Source organism: Burkholderia sola (assembly GCF_905400185.1).
GTDB classification, from domain to species: Bacteria; Pseudomonadota; Gammaproteobacteria; order Burkholderiales; family Burkholderiaceae; genus Burkholderia; species Burkholderia sola.
The window spans coordinates 2,848,607-2,871,207 of the sequence record NZ_FR989676.1 but is presented as its reverse complement, the minus strand read 5'-3'; the positions used below and the strand labels follow the sequence as shown (position 1 = coordinate 2,871,207).

Here is a 22,601-nt window from a genome sequence, read left to right as displayed (position 1 = left end):
TCATGATCGGGGTGCGGACTGGCGCTCACGCACTGATAAGAATCGGTGATCGCGCGAAATCGCCAATCACAATTGGACCGGACGAAATTGAACGGTGACGATTGAAATGGCATGTCGGCACTGCTGTCGCGATATTCGTGGGGCGAGCCGGATTTGCAACACGGTCGAGTGTGTCGCGTCGAAGCGCACAGCCACGCACACCATTTAAATTAAGGAGATTGGAATGTCCGCCTTGAAGTTTCCCAGTGAGCGGCTCGTGGACGCTTATCGCGCCATGCGAACGATTCGCCGCTTCGAGGAGCGCGTGATGGACGAGATGGCGACCGGCGACATTCCGGGCAACACCCATCTTTGTGCCGGGCAGGAGGCGAGCGCCGTCGGCGTGTGCCTGCACCTGACGGACAAGGACTACATTTCGTCGACCCATCGCGGGCATGGTCACAGCATTGCCAAGGGATGCGATATCGGCGCAATGATGGCCGAGCTGTTTGGGCGTGCGACGGGAACGTGCGGCGGCAAAGGCGGCTCGCAGCACATCGCCGATCTGCGCAAGGGGATGCTGGGCGCGAACGGCATCGTGGCCGGCGGCGCGCCGATCACGTGCGGCGCCGCGCTCACGGCGAAGTTGCTCGGCACCGGTGGCGTGGCGGTTGCGTTCGCGGGTGACGGTGCGATGAACGAAGGCGTGATGTCGGAGAGCTTCAACCTCGCGAAGATCTGGATGCTTCCGATCGTCTTCGTGATCGAGGACAACGGCTTCGGCGAAGCGACGGCAAATTCGTTCGTCTCGGCCGGCAGCTTCACCCGGCGCGCGCAGAGCTACGACATTCCCGCTGCGGAAGTCGACGGCACCGACTTGTTCGCGGTCTACGAGGCCGCCGGCCAGGCGATCGATCGTGCCCGCAATGGCGGCGGCCCGAGCCTGCTGCAGATTCACGTGCCGCGCTACTACGGTCACTACAGCGGAGACCCCGACAACTATCGCACGCCGGAAGAAAAGAAGGCTATGCGCCAGGAGCGCGATTGCGTCGCCAATTTCCGCAGGCAGGTGCAGGAAGGATCGCAAGTGGCCAGCGGCGAGCTGGACGCGGTCGATGCGCAGATCGAGACCGAGATCGACGCCGCCGTGAGTGCTGCGCGCGCAGCCCCGTTCCCGCCGCTTTCGGCACTGACCGCCGACGTTTACGTGAAGTATCTGTAAGGACCCACAGCAATGGCAAAGAAATCGTTCCGTCAAGCGCTGAATGACGCGCTGCACTCGGAGATGGCGCGTGATCCGCGCGTGATCATGATGGGTGAGGATCTGACCGGCGGCGCGGGCGCCAACGGCGTCAAGGATGCGTGGGGCGGTGCTTTCGGCGTGACGCGCGGGCTGCTCGACGCCTACGGCCCCGAGCGCATTCGCGATACGCCGATCAGCGAGGCCGCATTCGTTGGCGCGGCCGCCGGGGCGGCCCTCACGGGTTTGCGTCCGATCGCCGAACTGATGTTCGTCGACTTCGCCGGCGTATGTCTCGACCAGATCATGAATCAGATCGCGAAGTTCCGGTACATGTTCGGCGGCCGTGCCAAGACGCCGCTCGTGATTCGCGCGACGTACGGGGCCGGCACGCGCTCGGCCGCGCAGCACACGCAGGCGTTCTATCCGATCTTCACGCACATTCCCGGCCTCAAGGTCGTGATCCCGTCGAATCCGTACGACGCGAAAGGCCTGCTGCTCCAGGCGATCCGCGACGACGATCCGGTGATCTTCCTCGAAAACAAGATGCTGTACGACACCGTGGGCGAAGTGCCCGACGGCGCATACACGATTCCGTTCGGCGAGGCGCGGGTGGTGCGGGACGGGAAAGACGTGCTGATCGTTGCGCTCGGCCGCATGGTCGGCGTGGCGGAGACGGCCGCTCGCCTTCTCGCGGCGGACGGCGTGTCGGCGTGCATCATCGATCCGCGCACGACGTCGCCGCTCGACGAGGACACGCTGCTCGAATACACCGAGGACATCGGACGGGTCGTGATCGTCGATGAGGCGAATCCGCGCTGCAGCGTCGCGACGGATATCTCCGCGCTGCTGGCCGACAAGTGCTTCGACTCGCTGAAGGGGCCGATCCGGCTCGTGACGGCGCCGCACACGCCGGTGCCGTATGCACCGAACCTGGAAGACGCGTACGTGCCGTCGCCGGAAGCCGTCGTGAATGCCGTCAAGTCGATTCTGAAGGGGTAATCAATCATGTCGTTCATTGAAGCCGTCACCATCCCCAAGTGGGGGATGACGATGACCGAAGGCACCGTGCTCGAATGGCACGCGAAGGAGGGAGACAAGGTCGAACGCGGCCAGGAACTCCTCGAGGTCGAATCCACGAAGGTCAACAACGTGGTGGAGGCGACCGTGTCCGGGATCCTGCGGCGCATCGTCATCGACGAGGGCGAAATCGCGCCGGTCGGCGCGCTGATCGGCGTCATCGCCGATGAAGCGGCGACCGAGGAGGAAATCGACGCGCTCGTCGCAAGCTACGCGCATCGCCTGAATGCGGACGACGGCGAGGCGGGTGGTGTGGTCGCACCGAAGGCGGTCGCCGTGTCCGGCGGCAGCGTGAACGTGCTGGAGCTCGGCCCCGAAAGCAACGAAACCGTGTTGTTCATTCACGGCTTCGGCGGTGACCTGTCGACCTGGCTGTTCAACCAGGGCGCGCTCGCCGAGCAGTTCCGGACGATCGCGGTGGACCTTCCCGGGCACGGCGCGTCGACGCCGATTACCGGTGGTGGCGTGATCAAAAAGATCACTATGGCGGTCGAGGAAGCGGCGAGCGCGATCACGTCCGGGAAACTGCACCTGGTCGGTCACTCGTTCGGCGGCGCGATCGCCGCGGCCTTCGCGGCCGCCAACCCGTCGCGTGTCGCATCGGTGACGCTCATCGCGCCAATCGGTCTGGGCAAGGAGATCAACCGCTCGTTCGTGACCGAATTCGTCGCCGCGGAGCGCCGCCGTCCGCTTCAGGCCGCGCTGGAGAAGCTGTTTGCCGATCCGTCGAAGATCACGAGCGAAATGGTCGAGGGCACGCTTCAGTTCAAGCGGCTGGAAGGCGTCCAGGAGGCGCTGTCCGCGATCGCCGACACCATTGCCGACGAAAACGGTCAGGTTCAGACGATCGGTGCGATGCTGGCTGGACTCACCTGCCCCGTGATGCTGCTCTGGGGCGAGCGCGACGCCATCATTCCGGTCGCGCAGGCCAACGACCTGCCGTCCACGGTGCAGTTGCGCGTGATTCCGGACGTCGGCCATATGCCGCAAATGGAGGCAGCGTCTGTTGTGAACGATGCGCTGCTGGAGAACATCCGTCGCGCCCGATAACCGCTCGTGCCGGGCGGCGGGACGCCGATTCGGCGATGTGAAGCGGTTATCGGCGCAGTGATCTTGAGGAAACAGTCATGTCAGGACGTTTGACAGGCAAGCGGGTACTTCTGACCGGCGGCGTTGCCAATATCGGTCTCGCCATTCTGGAGTCGTTCGTTGCCGAAGGTGCGACCGTATCGGTCGTCGATATCGATGAGGTCAAGGGCCGCGCGCTCGAATCCCGGTTCGGCGATAAGGTGCGTTTTTTTCGAACCGACATCTCGAGCGAAGACGAGATCAAGGCCGTCATCGAGAAGTCGTCGGAATGGATGCGCGGCATCGACACGTTGTGTCTGAATGCCGGCGTCCAGCTCTCCGGGCGGATCGAGCAGTTCAGCACCGAGAGCTGGGACAAGGTCTTCGGGATCAACGTGCGGGCCAACTTCATTTTCGCGCGCGAGTCGCTCCGTCACCTGAGAGCCGCGCAGAAGTCGTCGATCGTGATGATGTCGTCGCTCGCGGGCAAGCGCGGCGGCACCGGCCTCGCATGCTACTCGGCGTCCAAGGCGGCCATCATCGGTCTGACGACCACGCTTGCAATCGAGCTCGCGCCGGACGGCGTGCGTGTCAATGCCGTGTGTCCCGGCTGGATCGATACGCCGTTCAATCAACCGGTGATCGATTTCATGGGTGGCCGCGACAAGCAGGAGTCGGCGGTTCGGACGGCTATCCCCCTTGGCCGACAGGCGACGCCGGACGAGGTCGCGCCGCTGTTTGTCTACCTCGCATCGGACGAGTCGTCTTACGTCACCGCGCAGGCAATCAATGTCGATGGCGGCGCGTACAACTGACTGCCGTGCAGAATCGGGAAGAAACCAATGAGCAAGCAGATCACAAATGAAGCCGCACGGCGGGCGATCGAAGCGGGCGTCGCGAAGGCGAACGAACTGGCGCAGCGCTCGTCGTTGTCGATCGTGGATGCGGGCGGCCACCTTGTTGCGTTCACACGCGTGAACGACGCGGCGTTCGGCACGATCGAAATTGCGCACAACAAGGCGTATACCGCCGCAGCACTGCGGTTCCCTACCGATTACTGGATGAATTTCGTCCAGCCCGGAGCCGAGCTCTACGGGCTCGAGCGCGCGGCGTCCCGCCCGCTGGTCGTGTTCGGCGGCGGCCTGCCGGTGAAGCACGGCGACGAGGTCATCGGTGGGGTAGGCGTGTCGGGTGGTCCGGAGGAAGCGGACGTGGCGATTGCGCGTGCGATGGTTGCTGCGCTCGGCGAGAACTGAACATCTTCCTGCAAGGGTACTTTCAATGGAATCGACTGCAGGTACGCGGACGATGTCGGCCGACCAGGTTCGGCTGCTGATTCGCGACGGCAAGCTGCGTGCGCCGACGACGGGATACGCCGATGGCTTCATGCAGGCAAATCTGGCAATTCTGCCGAAGATGTACGCAGATGATTTTCGCGAGTTTTGCCGAATCAACCCCAAGAGCTGTCCGCTGGTGGGAGTCGGGCAGCCCGGCAACCCGGGGCTGGATGGACTGGGCGCGATCGACATTCGCACCGACGTGCCCCGCTACCGCGTGTACCGGAACGGGGTTCACACCGATACGGTCGACGATCTGGTCGATCTGTGGCGTGACGATCTCGTGACGTTTGCGCTCGGTTGCTCGTTCTCGTTCGAGAGCGCGATTCTGCAGGCGGGGATCGACATTCGCCACATCAGTGCGAACCGGAACGTACCGATGTACGTGACGAACATCCAGACGGCGGCCGCGGGGCCGTTTCATGGCCCGATGGTCGTGTCGATGCGCGCGTTCAAGCCCGCAGATGCAATCCAGGCAATCGTGCTGTCGGAACGGTTTCCGCTCGCGCACGGTGCACCGGTTCATATCGGTGACCCGGCGGTCATCGGGATTCGCGACGTAACCCGGCCGGAGTTCGGCGATCCGCCGGTGATCGAGGACGGTGACATCCTCGGTTTCTGGGCTTGTGGGGTCACGCCGCAGATGGCTCTTCAGGCGGCGAAGCCGGATTTTGCGATCACGCATGAACCGGGATACATGCTCGTCACCGATTTGCCGGCGCACACCGCGGCCGTATGAGCCAGGAGTCGTTGCAATGTTCGATGCAGAAATCGCCGCGAAGCTGCTCAATCGCGGAACGTCGCAGGCGTCGGACGAATGTGGCATGCAACACCTTGACGTGTTGCGCGAAGGGTTGCTCGATTTTTCTCACCGGATCGAGCGTCTGGCCGTGCAGGACGCCGGTTCCGAGGTTCCTCGCGAGATCGAATGGCTGATATTCCGCGACGGCTCCCGTGCGTTGCGCATTCGTGCCGATGATGCACATACGTGCTGGAGCGAATGGGTTTCGATTGCGAAATCCGGTACCGTCAAATCGATAGAGAGTGCGAACAAATATATTGTGACGGAATGAAGCGGCAAGGCCGTCGAAGCTTGTCCGCAATGGAAATGACTGATTGGCGAGGAAGCTCGCCGGGAGAAGCCGATGTCCGAGCATGGAGTCCGACTGGAATGGACTGTCGATAAGCACCACGAGCGAGAAGGGACCTATAGCCGGGACCACCGCGCGATCATCAGCCCGACGGTGACGATCCCCGTCTCTGCGGCTCCCGATTATCTCGGGAACGAAAGCCTGGCCGACCCGGAGCAGTTGCTCGTCAACGCGCTCGCGAGCTGCCACATGCTGTACTTCCTTGCGCTCTGCGAGGGAAGCGGGTATGCGGTCGAATCGTACTCCGACAACGCAGTGGGGAAAGTCGAGAAAAGTGCTGACGGATTTCACTGGGTATCCGAGATCGTGCTTCGACCGCGCGTGACGTTCCGGTCCGAAAAGCAGCCGAACCTTGCGCAACTCGAGCGACTGCATCACCGCGCCCACAAGGGGTGCTTCATCGCCAATTCGATCAAGTCGAAAGTGGACATTGAACTCGGCTGAGTTCTGACAGGGAAGTGCCAGCAGCAAATCAACAACCGCAAACAGGAGAGTGAGATGAAGAAGGATGGTCTGGTCGTGGTCGCAACCGTCGTGGCTCGAGCCGGTAACGAAGACGTGCTGCGCGAAGCATTGAAGGAGCTGGTGCCGTATGCGAAGACGGAGCCGGGGTTCATTCAATACGATCTCCACGAATCGACCGAGACGCCGGGGCAGTTCGTTTTCTATGAAGTCTGGGAAGACGAAGCCGCCCTCGAAACCCATTCGAATACCGAGTTCGCGAAGGCGTTCGGCGCACGGGCGGGACAATGGATCGAATCCGTCTCGCTCAGCAAGTTCCGGAAAATCGCGTGAATCCCGCGCGAACACCCGAGCAGCATCGCGTGTTCGCGCACTGAAGGAATCCTGTAGGCAGCGTCATGTTAAGCATTGATTTGAACTGCGATCTCGGTGAGAGCTTCGGCGCGTGGAGCATGGGCGACGATGCGGCGATGCTCGACATCGTGACGAGCGCAAATGTTGCCTGCGGTTTTCACGCCGGCGATCCGGTGGGCATCTATACCGTGCTGCGTGAAGCGGCGCGGCGTGGTGTTGCCGTCGGTGCACACGTCGGCTATCGCGACCTGGTGGGCTTCGGGCGTCGCAACATGCAGCCGTCACGCGAAGAGTTGATGGGCGACGTGATCTACCAGATCGGCGCGCTTCAAGGGCTCGCGAAGGCGGCGGGCACGTCAATTCGCTACGTGAAGCCACACGGCGCGCTGTACAACACGATCGCGCGCGACACCTACCAGGCGGCGGCCGTCATCGACGCGATTCTCGCGATCGATTCCACGCTCGTGTTGATGACGCTGGCCGGTGCGCCGATTGCGGATCAGGCGCGCGAAGCAGGCATCACCGTAGTCAGCGAGGCGTTTGCGGACCGTGCGTACAACGGGGATGGAAGTCTTGTGAGTCGCCGCTTGGAAGGTGCGGTCATTCACGATCCGACTGCCGTTGCGCGTCGCATGTTGCGGTTCGTGCAAGAGGGTGTCTTGACTGCAATCGACGGAACGGACATTACGGTTGATGCGCAGTCGATCTGCATTCACGGAGACAACCCGTCGGCCGTTGCGACCGCTCGTGTGCTGCAGACGCAACTCACCGCGCGCGGCGTTGCGCTTCGGCCATTTGCCAGTGCGTGCGGGGGAGGGAACCGTGCCTGAGCAGATGCGCATCCTTTCGGCTGGTTCTACCGGCGTCCTGGTCGAGCTTGGAAGTCTCGAGACGACGCTGGCGCTCCTCGACAGGCTTCTCGCAAGCGAAGTGGACGGTGTCGACGAGGTCGTCCCGGGCGCGCGTACCGTACTGGTTCGCCTCGATCCGGCTGTCGTCGATCGCGCGGCGCTGATCGAGCGGCTCGGGCGGCTGGACGTGTCCGTTCGCCGGGAGCGCGGCGGGAGCATGTTCGATATCCCGGTTTCCTACGGCGGAGAAGATCTGGGCGAGGTCGCCGAACTGTTGGGATGGTCCGTGGCGGAGCTTGTCCAGCGACATCTGGATGCAGTCCACTCGGTCGCGTTCACCGGATTCGCACCGGGGTTTGCGTATATGACCACCGACGATCCGGGATTCGATGTCCCCAGACGTAGAACCCCCCGTGTGCGTATCCCGGCGGGTTCGGTCGCGATCGCGGGGAAATTCAGCGGGATTTATCCGTCCGACAGCCCTGGAGGCTGGCAGCTTCTCGGCACGACGCAAGTGCCCATGTGGGACGCGACGCGCCCGCGTGCGGCATTGCTCGCGCCCGGTGATCGGGTCCGCTTCCGCGATGCGAGTAAAGGTGCGGTCGTTCCGGTATCGGCACGACTGGAGCCGACGCGGGTGCGCCGGGTTTCGGGCAGCGGCATCGCGGTGACGCGTGCGGATCGCCCAGTGCTGTATCAAGATCTCGGCCGACCCCGTCAGGCTGACCAGGGTGTCTCCGTGTGTGGTGCCGTCGACCGCGCCGCGCTACGACTCGCGAACGCCTGTGTTGGCAATCCCGAGCGTAGCACCGTGCTCGAAGTGACGTTCGGCGGTCTTTCGCTGGTGCCTGATCGTCCGGTGACCCTGGCTGTAACGGGGGCGCCGTGTCCGATTTCGATTCGCGACGCAAATGGCCGCGTGACGGTTGTCCCCCATTCGCGTCCGTTTGCCGTCGATGCGGGCGAGGAAGTCTCGCTCGACATTCCCGGCCGCGGCATGCGGAGCTACGTCGCACTGCGTGGCGGGTTTGTCGTGGAGCGCACGTTGGGGTCCGCGTCGACCGATACGCTTTCGAGGATCGGCCCGTTGCCGATCGCCCGCGGCGATGTTTTGGTTCCGGCCAACGAGGCGGCGACGTTCGTCGAGCCGGAACCTCTGGTCGGACGGATGCTCCCGCGTGCTGGCGACGTCATCGATGTCGACGTCGTCCCGGGGCCTCGCACCGACTGGTTTACCGACGATAGCGTCGCACGTTTTTTCTCGCAGGAATGGCGCGTCACACCCGAGTCGAGCCGGGTCGGCATGCGACTGTCGGGCGACCTGGCGCTGGCGCGGCGCGACGACGCGGAGCTACCGTCGGAAGGCACGTTGTTCGGATCGATTCAGGTGCCGCACAGCGGCCAGCCGGTGGTGTTCCTGACCGATCACCCCGTCACCGGCGGGTACCCGGTGATTGCCGTCGTCGCGGCCCATCATCTCGGCATGCTCGGGCAGATTCCGATCGGCGCCCGTATCCGCTTCAACCCGATATCCGCATTCGATCCGCAAGTGAAGGAACTCGTTCGATGAAGAAGCTGCTCATCGCCAATCGCGGCGAAATCGCCATTCGCGTCATTCGCGCCGCGCGCGACTACAACGTGACATCGGTCGCAATCTACTCGGACGCGGATGCCGGTTCGCTGCATGCCGAATTGGCCGACGAAGCATACGGGCTGGGTGCGGGCCGCCCGGCGGAGACCTATCTCGACATCTCGAAGATTCTGGCGATCGCCCGTCGCGCCGGTGCCGATGCGGTCCACCCGGGCTACGGCTTCCTGTCCGAACGCGCGGAGTTCGCCCAAGCGGTAATCGATGCCGGACTGATCTGGGTCGGCCCGTCGCCGGCGGTCATCACCGCGCTCGGCGACAAGGTGCAGGCCCGGCGTATCGCATCGAAGGTCGGCGCGCCGCTGGTCAGGGGATCCGACGGGCCGTTGAACAGTGCGTCCGACGCGGTCGCCTTTGCGCGGGAAGTTGGCCTGCCGCTGGCGATCAAGGCGGCGTTCGGGGGCGGCGGCCGCGGCATGAAGATCGTCCGACGCATCGAAGACGTCGCGGAGATGTTCGATTCGGCCGTCCGCGAGGCGACGGAGGCGTTCGGCCGGGGCGACTGCTACGCCGAACAGTTTCTCGACCGTCCGCGCCATATCGAGGCGCAGATCATGGCCGACCATCACGGCAACACCGTCGTGCTCGGCACGCGCGACTGTTCGCTGCAGCGCCGAAACCAGAAGCTCGTGGAAGAGGCTCCCGCGCCTTTCATCACCGTCGAGCAGCGCGCGCGCATTCATGACGCGGCGCGAAGGATATGTGCCGAGGCCGGCTATACGGGGGCGGGCACGGTCGAGTTTCTGCTTTCTCAAGACGGGGTCATCTCGTTTCTCGAGGTGAACACGCGGTTGCAGGTCGAGCATCCGGTGACGGAGGAAACCACCGGTGTCGACATCGTGATCGAACAACTGCGCATCGCGGATGGCCTTCCTGTGTCGATTACGGCGACGCCGGAGCCCCGCGGTCATGCGATCGAATTCCGTATTAATGCGGAAGATCCGGGTCGTGGTTTCTTGCCGACACCTGGCGCGATCACGCGCTTTCGTCCGCCCGCAGGTCCCGGTGTGCGGCTCGACTCCGGTGTCGAATCCGGCTCGCAGATTCCGGGACTGTACGACTCGCTGATGGCCAAGCTGATCATTACCGGCGATACGCGCCAACAAGCGCTCGCTCGCGCCCGTCGTGCGCTTGCCGAATTCGATATCGAGGGAGTGGGTTCGGTGCTGCCATTCCATCGGGCGGTACTCGAGGAAAAGAGCTTCAGCGGCGAAGATGGATTCAAGGTTCATACCAACTGGATCGAAACGGAGTTTGGCGGGGTCGAACCTTCCGGACGCGTCACGCCGGCTGAGGGCGGGCTGCTGAAAAGCTTCATCGAGATCGATGGAAAGCGTCACACGATCGGTCTGCCTGCGTCGCTGTTTGCGAATGTCGGCGTCCCGCGAGCATTCGACGATTCGGCGAAGGCGGAAGCGGGCGCCGACATCGTGACGGCGCCGGTTCCTGGAACGCTGCAGAAGTGGCTGGTGGGGGAGGGTGCGACGGTGGCCGAGGGCGATGCCGTCGCCATCATGGAAGCGATGAAGATGGAAATGCGTGTCGTCGCACCGAAAGGTGGTCGAATCCGCATCCATGGGGAAGCCGGACGTCCGGTCACGGCGGGCGAAAAGATCGCGGTTATCGAGTAAGGAGCGAAGGGGACATTGAATCGAATTTGAGTTGTCGAGATGTAGAAGGTGTACGTCATGTGATTCGGGATCCTGAGTGACTGGCGAACAATCAAATTGATGTCGGAAGAGTCAAGGAATCGGCTGAGTGCGTCACGAGTACGACAGCCTTATTGGAGGAAAACCGTGAAAAAACTGAATGTCGCTCTGGTGGGCACTGGCTTCATGGGCAAGGCCCACTCCATCGCTACTGCCGTGGTGCCGATCCTGTTCGGCTCGCCGGTGGAAATCGAACGCAAGGTCGTGGTCGACATCGACGACGAACTCGCACGCAATGCAGCTGCGCAATATGGGTTCGCCGAGCACGCGACGGACTGGCGCGAAGTGGTGTCGCGCCCGGATATCGACATCGTCGACATCTGCACGCCGAACGACACGCACGCGGCGATCGCGATCGCCGCCGCGAAGGCGGGCAAGCACGTGATGTGCGAGAAGCCGATGGCCATGACGGTAGCCGATGCGGAAGCCATGCATGCGGCCGCGAAGGAAACGGGCGTGGTCACGATGATTTCGTACAACTATCGCCACACGCCGGCGCTGCAGATGGCCAAGCGGTTGATCGACGAAGGGCGTATTGGCGAGATCCTGACGTTCCGCGGCTACTACCTGCAGGACTGGGGCGCGGATCCCAGCACGCCGCTGTCGTGGCGCTTCAACAAGGAGAAGGCCGGCTCGGGCACGCTTGGCGATATCGGCACGCACGTCATCGATGCGGCGCGCCTGCTCGTCGGCGAGTTCGAATCGGTGAACTCGATCGTCAAGACCTTCATCGTCGAGCGGCCGCTGCCGGCGGGCCGTTTCTTCGGCCCGGCAGGTCAGGCATCGTCGGAGAAGGGCAAGGTCGACGTCGACGACATGGCCATGACGATGATCAAGTTCAGCAATGGCGTGTGCGGAACGATCGAAGTGACGCGCAATGCGTGGGGCCACCACAACCAGCTCGGCTTCGAAATCCACGGTACCCGTGGCTCGATTGCGTTCGACTATCAGCGCCTGAACGAACTGCGTGTGGCGTTCGCGGACGATCCGTCGGACGCGTTCGGCTTCCGCACGATCTACTCGGGCCCGCATCAACCGTTCGGCGACAAGCTGTGGCCGGTTGCCGGGATGGGCCAGGGCTACATCGATATCAAGTCGATCGAGTGGTACAACTTCCTGCAGGCCATCGCCGGGAACCAGCCTGCCGCGCCGAACTTCGAGGACGGCGTCCAGATCGAGCGCATCGCCGACGCGATCCTCGTGTCGGGGCAAAGCGGCGTGTGGGAACACATCCAGCAGCCGGCTCGCGGATAACACGGCCGCCGCCTGAAGTCGTGCGGAGGCGGTGAGCTCCTCGGTGAGTGGCGAATCGGTAACGCGGCTCGTCGGTAATGGATCCGGCGAGCGCCTCCTCATCTGCGGCCAACGTCGAAGCATCACCGTCCCGGCGGCGAACTGCGATAGATCCGGATGCGGCCTCCACTACGGCCGCGTTCGAACGATAGCGTGTCAATAGATCGGAGGCAGGGGATGACCTTGGCAATTGGGGTGATCGGTGTCGGCGTAATGGGATCGGAGCACGCGCGCATTCTGCGTGAGGAGACGTCGGGTGCGGAGTTGGTCGCGGTCTGCGATGCCGATGAAGGGCGCGCGCGGACCGTGGCGGGCGGCGCGAGAGTCTATACGGACCCGCGGCAGCTGATTCGCTCCGAGCATGTCGACGCCGTTCTCGTTGCCGCACCGGACACGCTGCACGGCGACCTCGTACTGCAGTGCATCGAGGCCGACAAGCCGGTTCTGTGCGAGAAGCCGCTGGCCGGTACGGCGGCCGAGGCACTCAAGGTCGTCGACGCGGAAATTGCGAAGAGCCGACGGCTGGTCCAGGTCGGTTATATGCGTCGTTTCGACCAACCGTACATCGAGATGAAGCGTGCTGTCCGGGAGGGCGACATTGGCGCACCGGTTGTCGTGCACAACGTCCACCGAAATCCCATCGCGCCGGACTGGTTCAACGGCCCGATGTCCATCACCAATGCGTTCGTTCACGAAATCGATGCAAGCCGCTGGTTGCTCGATTCCGAACCTGTTGGCGCACGTGTCTACAGTGCTGGAAACGGCGATCCGCTGGTCGTCGTGATGGAAATGGCCGGCGGCGTAATCGTGTCGTCGGAGGTGTTCATGAATTGCCAGTATGGCTATCACGTGCACGTACAGGTCGTCGGGCGAAACGGAACGATCGAGACTGCTCCGCCCGGATGTGTCGGCAGGAATGCCGGCGGCTACGGCATGACGGCCCATGCCGGAAACTGGATCGACCGATTCAGGTCGGCCTATGTGAAGCAGCTCAACGAGTGGGTCCGATCGATCGGCGCCGGCACGTCAAGCGGTGGTGCAAATGCCTGGGATGGCTATGTCACGACGGCAGTCGCAGAGCAGATCGTCGCTGCGATGGGGCGCGGAACATCATTGACGTTCGCGGCCGGGCGTTACCGTCCGACGATGTACGCGTAGTCATGCCAATCCGCGGAAATGCAGAGGTTTGCGCCACTCAGGAGGAAAAATGATCAGAATTGGAATTCTCGGATGTGGGCGCATTGGTCAAGTTCATGCACTCGGTATCAAGCAGATTCCATCGGCAACGCTAGTCGCGGTAGCTGACGTCAACGAGAGCGCCGCAGCGGCCTGTGCTGACCGATTTGGGGTTGACGCACGCGATGCATCGGACATTCTCGAAGGGAATGACATCGATGCGGTGGTGATTGCGACACCGTCATCGACGCATTTCGATCTCGTTCACGCGGCGGTGGTTGCGCGAAAGGCCATCTTTTGCGAGAAGCCCATCGATCTGTCGTCGGAGCGGGTAAGGGCATGCATGGATGCCGTCGAGAATGTGGGCGTGCCCTTCATGACGGCGTTCAACCAGCGGTTCGACCCGCACTTTGGTGAGTTGGCGCGTCGCGTGCACGAGGGTGAGATCGGAAATGTCGAGACCATCACGATCACATCTCGTGATCCGGCGCCGCCGCCGCTGTCGTATCTGAAGACGTCCGGTGGTCTCTTTCGCGACATGATGATTCACGATTTCGACCTCGCGCGATTCCTGTTGCAGGAAGATCCAGTGCGAGTGTTCGCCACCGGATCGGTGCTGGTTGAGCTGTCCATTGCGGAGGTCGGCGACGTGGATACGGCGGCAGTCATCCTGACGACGAAGTCGGGGCAGATCTGCCAGATCTCGAATTCGCGCCGCTCGACCTACGGCTATGACCAGCGACTCGAGGTTCACGGATCGCGCGGCATGCTACGTGTCAAGAACGTTCTCGAGTCTCAGGTGGAGCATGCCACGGAAGTCGGGTTCGCCATGCCGGTCGCGCAACCGTTCTTTCTCGAGCGCTTCGGCGCCTCCTATCTGGCCGAAATGCGCTACTTCGTCGACACCGTGTCGGCAGGAAAAATGCCGCAACCGGATGCCGGCGATGGCCTGAAGGCCCAGTTGATCGCCGATGCGGCCACGCTTTCGTGGCAGCGCGGGCAGCCGGTGGACATCGCTGGCTGATCGACATGACCGGCATGGGCAGGCCAGCCGGTGGGCATTTCACACATATCGGGTGCTCTCATGAAGATCGGTATCATCGGCCTCGGCAACGTAGCAGAGTTGCACGGAACGGCTCTCGCCGAAATGGATCCGCAGTTGTTTTGTGGCGGCTGGAGTCGCACTTACAGGAAGGCGCGGGAATTCGTCGACAGGTTCGGGGGGCGCGCATACGAAACCGTTGACGAACTGCTGGGCGACAACGCGGTCGATGCGGTTGTCGTGTGCACGAATACCGCGTCGCACTTCGACATGGCCAGGCGTGCGCTACTGGCAGGCAAACACGTATTGCTTGAGAAGCCGTTGTGCGCGCACGCGACGCAGATTCGCGAGCTTGCGGAGATTGCACGTTCGCAATCGAGGATCTGCATGCCTTCCCACAATTACGTCTATGCAGAGAGCATGCGGCGACTGCGTGCGCATGTTGCTTCCGGGAAACTGGGAAGGATCGTCAGTTTCTGGGCGATCTACAACAAGCAACATGACGCTTCGATCGGCGCGCCGGATCTGACGATGCGCGAGCTGATGGTGCATCACGCGTACTGCATGCTGTATTTCGTCGGTCGCCCGTCGTCGGTATTCGCGACCGGTTCCAATGTGCACTTTGACGATCCGAACGCCGACGATCAACTGGTGATCACCGCGGAATATCCTAATGGAACGATTGCGAATCTGTGGGGAAGCTTTTCAGCCGACGATCGCAGTCGGGAGCCCTGGTCCGTCTATTTCAAGATCATCGGCTCCGACGGAAGCGGCGTGATCCCGTGGGATGTCACGAAGTTTGGCGACGCGAGACTTCCGTTCTGGGATGACGCGACCTACTGGGACAGCTTTCTTCAGGTCGAAAGCTTCTTCGTGAACGAATGCGTCGCGAAAGGTACGACCCCGTTGTCGACGCTCGACGACGCATATGACGCAGCCGTCGTGCTGGATGCGGCGCGTCGGTCTCTGCGCGAGCGGAGCGCCGTGCCGGTCGTCTACGGTTCCTGAGCAACGCATAGAGGCAAACATGATCAGATACGCTGTTGTAGGTGCTGGATGGATATCGCAGGAGGCGTTCATGCCGGCTGTTGCCCAGACAGGAAATTCGGTGATCGGCGCGTTGGTTTCCGGAAATCCTGACGGCGCGCGGAAGCTCGCGAGATTCCACGGCGTCGATACGATCGTCGGGTACGACGACTACGACCGGATGTTGAACAGCAATGTCGTCGACGCGGTCTATATCGCCGTCCCCAACCCGCTCCACGCCGACTATGCGATTCGCGCAGCGCGAGCCGGAAAGCACGTATTGGTCGAGAAACCGATGGCGACCAACGTCGCGGATGCCGAGGCGATGATTGGGGCGGCAGCCGAGGCCGGCGTGTTGTTGAGCACCTGTTACCGCTTGCATCACGAGGCAGGGACGATCGCGGCACTGGAAGCGATCCGGGAAGGCCGCATCGGTGATCCGAAGTACTTCTGCGGGATGTTCGGATTTCAGTCCGCGACGGGCAACCACCGGCTGGACAGCAAGAACTGGGGCGGCCCGCTTCAAGACATCGGGATTTACTGCGTCAACGCGGCGCGGCATGTCTTCTCCGACGAACCCGTCGATGCGTCGGCGATCACGACGCGCCGGCCCGGAGATTCCCGCTTCTCGGACATCGACGACGCCATTGCTGTCACGTTGCGTTTCCCTCGCGATCGAATCGCGCAGTTCTATTGCAGTTTTGGCACGGCGTCGATCGATATGTACAGGGTGCTGGGAACCGAAGGGGACCTGACCATGGAGCCCGGTTTCAGGTTCGAAACGCCGACGCGAATGGTACTGAACGCGAAGGATGCTTCGGAGACGATGCATTTCCGGCACTGCGATCACTTCGGCGGGTTGATTCAGCAGTTTTCCGAATGCATTCAGAAACGCAGCAAGCCTGCGTCGAGTGTCGAAGAGGGCCTGGCTGACCTGAGGGCCTTGCTGGCGATCGAGGCGTCTGCTCGCACGGGAACGGTGGTGTCCATCGAACCGACGCGTTTCGTCCGCCGAAACCTGACGCTCGATGATGTGCGCGCCGTACCGAGAACGGAAAAGCGGCTGCTGTTGTAGGCGTTCAAGTCGAGAGAACTTGCGCGACACACTATCCGAGGCTCGCTCGGCGTGCCTCGAATTCCTGTCGCGGATGCAGATCCGTGGCGCGAGACTTAGTTGTAGCCGAGGATCGATACCGACCGGAGATCGGGCCGATCGGGAACATTCGCCGCGATGGAAGACATCGGTTCACGCAGAAGGGCGGTGTACGGAGAGACGTTTCGCTGGTCCGTGGCGGGTACGTTTCGATGGTTCGTGCGGGTGACCGAGGCAGCGTTGAGAAGGGCGGTGCCGAGAACTTTCCGTAGCGTCATGGGGCGAGGGTCCAGATATATCCGTCGTTTCGAGATTCGCGGTTTGCCGAATGGCTTTCGCACTCTACGTCATAAAGAAGGAATGCGAATAAATAATAGGATCGGAAATGATCTTGAGCCAACGAGAAATTCTGCACACGGCTGTCAACATTTTCCTGACAAGCAGAGACGAACGTAGCGATGTTCGACGCCAATGTGCTGTCTTCGCCGTGTTGACTCGAGAAGATCGACGGACGCAGGCAGGTGTTCTGTGGCGTATGACGGGACGGAAACCTGCATCCTCGATGGTGAGGCAATGAATACACGCTTTCTGGAGACGTTCGTGACGCTCGCGCAACAAGGCAGCTTCCGGGCTACGGCGCGTCTTCTTCATACTTCGCCCGCGACGATATCGACACGTATCAAGGCGTTGGAAGACGAGTTGAGGACCGAGCTCGTCGATCGAACGGCGGCGGATTTTCGTCTCACCCTGTCTGGGCAGAGCTTGTTGACGCTGGCGATGAACGTGGTAGACGCGACTCGTGCGCTCAAGAAGGCAGCCGGTCTCGATCTCGCGTTACGCGGACCGATACGTTTCGGCGTGATAGACACGATTGTTCACAGCTGGCTTTCCTTGTATGTGACGCAGTTGAGGGAGCGCGTCCCGGGCTTGGTGGTCGAGCTGACCGTAGATTCGAGCCCGGCACTGAACAAGAAAATCTTGCAGGGCGAGCTCGACATGGCTGTCTGCGCAGAGGTTGTTGGGAGCGACAAGGTCACGTCGAGCAGGATTGCAAGCTATCCGGTTCGATGGATTGTCAGCCGGGAGCTGCTTTCCGGTTCGGACATGGATCCGGTTCGCCTCGCCCTGGCGCGGCCGATACTGACATTCGGAAGGGGCACCACGTCGCACCTGGCGGTGGAACGCATCGTCCGAACACTGGCCGGTGGAGCCGGCATCCCGGACGAGGCGATACGCATAACCTGTGCCTCTTCGGTCGCTGCGATCGTGCAATTGGTGCGTGATGGATACGGTGTCGGGGCAGTCCCGCACCTGTTCGTGCACGACGAACTGGAGAACGGGCGAATCGCCGAGCTCGCGCTGGAGCCGCAGCCGCCGTCGATCGACGTGTCGTTGTGCATGCCGGTCAATGCATCACCGGCCGTCGTAGCGGCAGCCGACGCGGCCCGGGATGTGTGCGCTACATACTGCCGAGGAAAACCGGAGACGCTGATTCGGGCCGCGTGACCGATCATCCCGATTGAGGTCGTTCGGGCAGTGGGGGTGTACCGATTGACTTTCGGATTATGGTCGCCGGCGGGTATATGACTTCCCTAGTATGATTCGGCGGCGCGTTGCGGTAGCCTGTCCCATTAGGTATCAGATGTTAGTCTGGTGCGAATTTCATGCTCTCCGCTCGTGAGGCTTTCGGTTTCGGTGCTGGCGCACTTGTCGGGCCGCTGATTTCGGGCGATCGGCGCTCGCGCTCATCCCTACCGGCAAAGAGAATTGGCGATGTTAGTCGAAGTCAGCAAATTCAGGGAATCGCAGGAGTTCGCTCTTCAGACCGTTAACTTTGCACGGTCGATGCTCAATTGTTCGGCCGCCGTGTTCACATGGCTCGATTCGCACGACCAGCTATTGCCGCACACCCAGATGGGATGGCCCGAAGAGACCATCAAGGACTATTACACGGTATTCGCCTCGGCCGATCCGCTGAACGTCTATCGTCTGATCAAACAGCGTGCGACCGTAGTGACCCTCAAAGGGGCAAAGCGCGACGACCAGCACTCCAGTTGGTCGGATTACCAGCGGAAGTACGGGCTCGTGGACGAAGTCGGGTTCCTGTTTTGGGCGGGAGATACGCCACTAGCATGCCTCTCCGTCATCAAGAAGCAAGGCGATAGCCCGTTCTCGACTCCCGAACCCTTCGGACAGATGTACGACTATATGCAGCACAGCTTCTCGATGCTTGCGTCCGTCAAGAAGGTCCAGGCAGACCACGCGCTGCGAAACGAGTATTTCCTGACGGAGCGGGAGCTCGCAGTCGCGTCTCTGATGACCGCCGGCCTGTCCAACAAGGATATCGCCGAGACGCTGGGCATCGAGCTTGCCACCGTCAAGTCGCATGTCATTCGAATCCTGGGCAAGCTGGGCATCGAGAGCCGAACCCAGCTTGCGGCATTCTCCGCCGACCTGGGCACACCGACCACGAAATAGCCTGGGTGCACCGGGGCGGTGCGTTCGTCCTCGTCACCGGTTGCATCAATGGAAATTTTTCTCATCCTTTGGATGGACGAGCGGCGTCTTGGCCATACATACAATGGTTTCAAGGCCGCCGGACATCATTCAGACGGTCGTAACGCTCGCATTGGTTCATGCCTGTTGCGTGGCCTGACAGCTCACTTCATCGATCACGATCTACAACCTTGAGGATGGTGCGCGTTACACATGGCTTGAGCGGCGTCCGGCTGTCAATTCGCATAACGAATTAACTTCCGATGCGTGACGGGTGTTTGCCGAGTGCCGGTTGATGGTGGACCGTCTTCGGTCCAGCTCGCCGAACTGATAGAAATTCGTGATCTGCATGCATCGAGAATCACAATTGGACCTCGTCTAATTGGCGCAAGACGATGCATGCACGCGAATCCTGGAAACAGAAAGCGCACGATTCGCCGGCTCAGTGAGCAGCGCACGTGCTGGTCAAAGTGAAGTCAAGGAGACGTTTCAGTGAATGATTATTCCGGGCGCGTGGTTGTCGTAACCGGTGCTGGTTCCGGCATGGGGCGAGCAATGGTTCGCGAGTTCGTTTCGAGAGGGGCGAACGTAGCCGCACTCGACATCAATCTCAAGAATGCCGTTGCCACCGTCGAAGCGTTGGCGAATCCGTCGATGGCGTACGCACATCAAGTGGACGTCAGCGACCCGCGTAGCGTCGAGGCCGCTGTCAAGGCGGTGATCGAGCGTTGGGGGCACATCGATCTTCTGTGCAATAACGCCGGCATTCTGGATGGACACGCGACGGCTCACGAGGTGAGCGTCGAAGAGTGGGACCGCGTCATTGCCGTTAACCTCACGGGACCGTTCCTGATGGCCCGAGCGGTCATTCCGCAGATGCTGAAGCAAGGCAAAGGGGCGATCGTGAACACGTCGTCCACCTCGGGCTTCAGTGCTGCGGGTGGCGGGACCGCCTACACGGCGTCCAAACACGGTGTGATCGGTCTGACTCGACAACTCACGTTCGAATACGGCGCGCGCGGCATTCGCGTCAATACGATTTGCCCGGGCGCAACCGCAACCCCGCTGGCGATGTCGGAGCACACGACGGCGAATTCGCCCGATATGGAGGCGGCCCTTCAGAAATTCCCGGCCCGCCGCTGGTGTCAGCCGGAAGAAATTGCCAAGCTCGCTGCGTATCTGGGCGGCGACGATGCCGACTTCGTGCATGGCAGCGAGTACGTGATGGACGGCGGCTGGCTTGCTGCTGCCCGGGATCCCTTCTGAGCGGGCGTTTGGCTACACGCGTGGCGCGGCGCAGGTGCCCGCGCCTGCACATGTCGGTGGAACAACAGGAGCTTGTGAATGTTTTCGAATCGTGAATGGCCGGAGACCGGCATCGAAGGTTTCAAGCGGGGCTTTCAGACGGTTGATGGCGTGCGGATGCATTATGTGAGCGGCGGCAAGGCGGACGGCGACGTGCTGGTTCTGATTTGCGGTTTCCCCCAAAGCTGGTATGCGTGGCGCAAGGTTTTGCCGCTGCTTGGGGATCGGTACCGTGTTATTGCTCCGGATCTTCCCGGGCAAGGTGACTCGGACCGTCCCGCGGGTACGCTCGACACGGTCAAGGCCGCCAGGCTCCTTCGTGGCCTGGTCGAGAAACTCGGTGTCGATCGACATGCACTTGTCGTACACGACATCGGTGGATGGGTCGGTTATCCCTATGCGGCGATGAATGGCGACAAGGTCACGGCCCTCGCGATCCTCGACACGGGTATCCCGGGCATCAGTCTTCCGGATACGCTGCCGTGGGCTTCCGACGTTGCGTGGCGGACGTGGCACGTCGCATTCCACAACATCCCGGATCTTCCCGAAGCGCTCTTGGCCGGCCGCGAGCACATCTATCTCGAGTGGTATTTGCAACGGAAGGCGGCAAACCCGCAGGTGTTCTCCCAAGCGGACTTCGAGGAATACCATCGCGTGTTCCTGACGAATGGCCTGAAAGGTGGCCTCGCTTACTACCGTGCTATCTCGGTGTCGGCCGAGCAGAATCGCGAATTGAGCGCGAAGGGCAAGCTCAAGATGCCGGTTCTTGCGGTCCGTGCAGATCAGGGATCAATGCCCGACCTGGTTCCGCAGCTGCAGCAGGTCGCGGCGGACGTTCGCGGCACGATGGTCGCTTCCGGACACTATATCCCGGAAGAGGCGCCCGAGGCGCTTGCAAAGGAACTCGAGAGTTTCTTCGGCTAGTACGAGCGGATAAGCAGGCGCCGCATGCTGCCGAGCGATGTCAGTGCGTCGTGGGCGCTGCACTCCGTTCGACGAGAGATTGTTGATCTTGAGACGGAAACGGCTGGTATCGAAGCAATTCGATAGTTTGTTTGATCAGTATTCCTAGTGAAATTAACTTTGGTGATTTGGGGGGGGAATGAACAAAAAAGTCATTGCAGTCGCCGCACTGAGCATCGTAGCTTACTCGCAAGCAAAGGCTCAAAGTTCCGTGACGCTCTATGGGATCGTCGACACGGGTGTGGGCTATGTGCACAACAGCGGCGGACAGAGTTCGCAAGTAAGGATGTTGCCCAGCAATCTTTCGGCTTCCCTGTGGGGATTGAAGGGAACGGAGGATCTGGGTGGCGGGCTCTCGGCCATCTTTACAGTAGAGAGCGGCTTTGACGGCACGAACGGCGCGCTTGCGACACCGGGCAAGTTGTTCAGCCGACAAGCGTTCGTGGGCATTTCGAGCCAGTACGGCACCCTGACGTTCGGTCGTCAGTACGATCCGCTGACCGACCTCGAACAGCAGTTGACCGCCGATGTCTACAGCGGCTGGTTCGCTACGCCGGGTGACGTCGACAATTACGACTCGAGTGCTCGATTCAATAACGCCGTGAAATGGGTGAGTCCGTCGTGGGGCGGCGTTTCGGCCGAGGTCATGTATGCGCTCGGCGGCGTCGCTGGATCCACGGGGTCGGGGCAGACGTGGAGCGCAGCAGTTGGCTATCAAAGCACGTCGTTCAGCGTCGGCGGCGGCGTTCTCCACATCGACAACGGCAACGCGACGTTGGGCAATCGCGGCACTTCCTCGTCCGACTCGCTGTTTAATTCGCCGGTGAATGCGGCTTATGCGTCAGCCCGGTCGATCAATATCGCCCGGATCGGTGCCAATTACGTTGCGGGCCCGTTCACGGTGGGCGCGGCGTATGGCTATGCCCAGTATTCGGCCGATTCGGCATCGACGTTCACGGGGTCGGAGAAGTATCACAACGGTTCGGTCTTTGCCCAGTATCAGGTGACGCCTGCGTTCCTGCTCATCGCCGGCTACAACTACACGCGCGCACTGGGGGATTCGTCTGCCAAGTACCACCAGGTGAATATCGGGGCCGACTACAGCTTGAGCAAGCGCACCGACGTCTATGCGCTCGCAGGGTATCAGCATGCAAGCGGGCAGAACGGGCAAGGCGCCGCCGAGGCTTCCATCGGGTCGTACGGAATTGCGGCGGGCAAAGGTACTCAGGAAGTTGTAGCCGTCGGCCTGCGGCACAAGTTCTGAAGCAATCTGTATGAGGTGCCGCGGACCGATACGAGGGTGATTCCTTCGTGAGTTCCGCGGCGCC

General features: G+C 61.7%; 22 protein-coding genes. All 22 read left to right on the top strand.

Annotation, left to right across the window (positions count from 1 at the left end; genetic code table 11):
• Positions 1-223 precede the first annotated feature (223 nt).
• The 22 genes from KR541_RS29255 (at position 224) to KR541_RS29150 (ending at position 22,537) form a co-directional block, all read left to right on the top strand.
• Positions 224-1,201: a thiamine pyrophosphate-dependent dehydrogenase E1 component subunit alpha gene (locus KR541_RS29255; protein ID WP_050011217.1), complete on the top strand. Its 978-nt coding sequence runs from the start codon at positions 224-226 to the stop codon at positions 1,199-1,201.
• A gap of 12 nt (positions 1,202-1,213) precedes the next feature.
• The gene (locus tag KR541_RS29250; RefSeq protein WP_048985726.1) at positions 1,214-2,221 is read left to right on the top strand and encodes an alpha-ketoacid dehydrogenase subunit beta; all 1,008 of its coding nucleotides are present in this window, start codon (positions 1,214-1,216) and stop codon (positions 2,219-2,221) included.
• Positions 2,222-2,227: 6 nt separating this feature from the next.
• A complete protein-coding gene (locus KR541_RS29245; RefSeq protein ID WP_050011216.1) occupies positions 2,228-3,349 on the top strand; it encodes an acetoin dehydrogenase dihydrolipoyllysine-residue acetyltransferase subunit in 1,122 nt (373 codons plus the stop codon).
• Between the two features lie 77 nt (positions 3,350-3,426).
• Positions 3,427-4,182, top strand: coding sequence for an SDR family NAD(P)-dependent oxidoreductase (locus KR541_RS29240; protein WP_050011215.1), 756 nt, complete (start codon positions 3,427-3,429; stop codon positions 4,180-4,182).
• A gap of 27 nt (positions 4,183-4,209) precedes the next feature.
• Positions 4,210-4,623 carry a GlcG/HbpS family heme-binding protein gene (locus KR541_RS29235; protein ID WP_050011214.1) on the top strand — a complete coding sequence of 138 codons (414 nt, stop codon included), beginning with the start codon at positions 4,210-4,212 and terminating at the stop codon, positions 4,621-4,623.
• A gap of 25 nt (positions 4,624-4,648) precedes the next feature.
• Positions 4,649-5,443, top strand: coding sequence for a putative hydro-lyase (locus tag KR541_RS29230; protein WP_089489199.1), 795 nt, complete (start codon positions 4,649-4,651; stop codon positions 5,441-5,443).
• A 16-nt stretch (positions 5,444-5,459) separates the two neighbouring features.
• Complete coding sequence (locus KR541_RS29225; protein WP_216089972.1) at positions 5,460-5,777, top strand: hypothetical protein; 318 nt, start codon at positions 5,460-5,462, stop codon at positions 5,775-5,777.
• A 72-nt stretch (positions 5,778-5,849) separates the two neighbouring features.
• A complete protein-coding gene (locus KR541_RS29220; protein WP_050011211.1) occupies positions 5,850-6,299 on the top strand; it encodes an OsmC family protein in 450 nt (149 codons plus the stop codon).
• Positions 6,300-6,353: 54 nt separating this feature from the next.
• A complete protein-coding gene (locus KR541_RS29215) occupies positions 6,354-6,650 on the top strand; it encodes a putative quinol monooxygenase (protein ID WP_050011210.1) in 297 nt (98 codons plus the stop codon).
• Between the two features lie 65 nt (positions 6,651-6,715).
• Complete coding sequence (locus KR541_RS29210; RefSeq protein ID WP_050011209.1) at positions 6,716-7,501, top strand: LamB/YcsF family protein; 786 nt, start codon at positions 6,716-6,718, stop codon at positions 7,499-7,501.
• Complete coding sequence (locus KR541_RS29205) at positions 7,494-9,092, top strand: 5-oxoprolinase subunit B/C family protein (protein WP_124660024.1); 1,599 nt, start codon at positions 7,494-7,496, stop codon at positions 9,090-9,092. The genes KR541_RS29210 and KR541_RS29205 overlap by 8 nt, the downstream gene beginning before the upstream one ends.
• Positions 9,089-10,801, top strand: coding sequence for an acetyl/propionyl/methylcrotonyl-CoA carboxylase subunit alpha (locus KR541_RS29200; RefSeq protein ID WP_050011208.1), 1,713 nt, complete (start codon positions 9,089-9,091; stop codon positions 10,799-10,801). Before KR541_RS29205 ends, KR541_RS29200 begins: the two co-directional genes overlap by 4 nt.
• Before the next feature lie 165 nt (positions 10,802-10,966).
• Entirely contained in the window at positions 10,967-12,133 is a 1,167-nt protein-coding gene (locus KR541_RS29195; RefSeq protein ID WP_216089971.1) for a Gfo/Idh/MocA family protein, read from the top strand.
• Positions 12,134-12,349: 216 nt separating this feature from the next.
• Positions 12,350-13,330 carry a Gfo/Idh/MocA family protein gene (locus tag KR541_RS29190; RefSeq protein WP_050011207.1) on the top strand — a complete coding sequence of 327 codons (981 nt, stop codon included), beginning with the start codon at positions 12,350-12,352 and terminating at the stop codon, positions 13,328-13,330.
• 49 nt (positions 13,331-13,379) lie between these two features.
• Positions 13,380-14,372 (top strand): inositol 2-dehydrogenase, encoded by a 993-nt coding sequence (iolG, locus tag KR541_RS29185; RefSeq protein ID WP_050011206.1) that lies wholly within the window; start codon positions 13,380-13,382, stop codon positions 14,370-14,372.
• Between the two features lie 60 nt (positions 14,373-14,432).
• Positions 14,433-15,398: a Gfo/Idh/MocA family protein gene (locus KR541_RS29180; protein ID WP_216089970.1), complete on the top strand. Its 966-nt coding sequence runs from the start codon at positions 14,433-14,435 to the stop codon at positions 15,396-15,398.
• Positions 15,319-16,491, top strand: a complete 1,173-nt coding sequence (locus KR541_RS29175; RefSeq protein WP_311767832.1) for a Gfo/Idh/MocA family protein — start codon at positions 15,319-15,321, stop codon at positions 16,489-16,491. Before KR541_RS29180 ends, KR541_RS29175 begins: the two co-directional genes overlap by 80 nt.
• A 591-nt stretch (positions 16,492-17,082) precedes the next feature.
• Positions 17,083-18,015 (top strand): LysR family transcriptional regulator, encoded by a 933-nt coding sequence (locus KR541_RS29170; protein ID WP_050011390.1) that lies wholly within the window; start codon positions 17,083-17,085, stop codon positions 18,013-18,015.
• A gap of 267 nt (positions 18,016-18,282) precedes the next feature.
• The gene (locus tag KR541_RS29165) at positions 18,283-18,987 is read left to right on the top strand and encodes a response regulator transcription factor (RefSeq protein ID WP_060067741.1); all 705 of its coding nucleotides are present in this window, start codon (positions 18,283-18,285) and stop codon (positions 18,985-18,987) included.
• A gap of 510 nt (positions 18,988-19,497) precedes the next feature.
• Positions 19,498-20,271 carry an SDR family NAD(P)-dependent oxidoreductase gene (locus KR541_RS29160; RefSeq protein ID WP_048985709.1) on the top strand — a complete coding sequence of 258 codons (774 nt, stop codon included), beginning with the start codon at positions 19,498-19,500 and terminating at the stop codon, positions 20,269-20,271.
• A gap of 78 nt (positions 20,272-20,349) precedes the next feature.
• On the top strand, positions 20,350-21,234 hold the full coding sequence (locus KR541_RS29155; protein ID WP_089489203.1) for an alpha/beta fold hydrolase: 885 nt from the start codon (positions 20,350-20,352) through the stop codon (positions 21,232-21,234).
• A gap of 178 nt (positions 21,235-21,412) precedes the next feature.
• Positions 21,413-22,537, top strand: a complete 1,125-nt coding sequence (locus KR541_RS29150; RefSeq protein ID WP_050011200.1) for a porin — start codon at positions 21,413-21,415, stop codon at positions 22,535-22,537.
• The last annotated feature ends 64 nt before the right edge of the window (positions 22,538-22,601 follow it).

Coding starts and splice junctions, on each gene's coding strand:
- KR541_RS29255 (WP_050011217.1), top strand. CDS start 224: ATGTCCGCCTTGAAGTTTCCCAGTGAGCGGCTCGTGGACGCTTATCGC.
- KR541_RS29250 (WP_048985726.1), top strand. CDS start 1,214: ATGGCAAAGAAATCGTTCCGTCAAGCGCTGAATGACGCGCTGCACTCG.
- KR541_RS29245 (WP_050011216.1), top strand. CDS start 2,228: ATGTCGTTCATTGAAGCCGTCACCATCCCCAAGTGGGGGATGACGATG.
- KR541_RS29240 (WP_050011215.1), top strand. CDS start 3,427: ATGTCAGGACGTTTGACAGGCAAGCGGGTACTTCTGACCGGCGGCGTT.
- KR541_RS29235 (WP_050011214.1), top strand. CDS start 4,210: ATGAGCAAGCAGATCACAAATGAAGCCGCACGGCGGGCGATCGAAGCG.
- KR541_RS29230 (WP_089489199.1), top strand. CDS start 4,649: ATGGAATCGACTGCAGGTACGCGGACGATGTCGGCCGACCAGGTTCGG.
- KR541_RS29225 (WP_216089972.1), top strand. CDS start 5,460: ATGTTCGATGCAGAAATCGCCGCGAAGCTGCTCAATCGCGGAACGTCG.
- KR541_RS29220 (WP_050011211.1), top strand. CDS start 5,850: ATGTCCGAGCATGGAGTCCGACTGGAATGGACTGTCGATAAGCACCAC.
- KR541_RS29215 (WP_050011210.1), top strand. CDS start 6,354: ATGAAGAAGGATGGTCTGGTCGTGGTCGCAACCGTCGTGGCTCGAGCC.
- KR541_RS29210 (WP_050011209.1), top strand. CDS start 6,716: ATGTTAAGCATTGATTTGAACTGCGATCTCGGTGAGAGCTTCGGCGCG.
- KR541_RS29200 (WP_050011208.1), top strand. CDS start 9,089: ATGAAGAAGCTGCTCATCGCCAATCGCGGCGAAATCGCCATTCGCGTC.
- KR541_RS29190 (WP_050011207.1), top strand. CDS start 12,350: ATGACCTTGGCAATTGGGGTGATCGGTGTCGGCGTAATGGGATCGGAG.
- iolG (WP_050011206.1), top strand. CDS start 13,380: ATGATCAGAATTGGAATTCTCGGATGTGGGCGCATTGGTCAAGTTCAT.
- KR541_RS29180 (WP_216089970.1), top strand. CDS start 14,433: ATGAAGATCGGTATCATCGGCCTCGGCAACGTAGCAGAGTTGCACGGA.
- KR541_RS29175 (WP_311767832.1), top strand. CDS start 15,319: ATGACGCAGCCGTCGTGCTGGATGCGGCGCGTCGGTCTCTGCGCGAGC.
- KR541_RS29170 (WP_050011390.1), top strand. CDS start 17,083: ATGAATACACGCTTTCTGGAGACGTTCGTGACGCTCGCGCAACAAGGC.
- KR541_RS29165 (WP_060067741.1), top strand. CDS start 18,283: ATGTTAGTCGAAGTCAGCAAATTCAGGGAATCGCAGGAGTTCGCTCTT.
- KR541_RS29155 (WP_089489203.1), top strand. CDS start 20,350: ATGTTTTCGAATCGTGAATGGCCGGAGACCGGCATCGAAGGTTTCAAG.
- KR541_RS29150 (WP_050011200.1), top strand. CDS start 21,413: ATGAACAAAAAAGTCATTGCAGTCGCCGCACTGAGCATCGTAGCTTAC.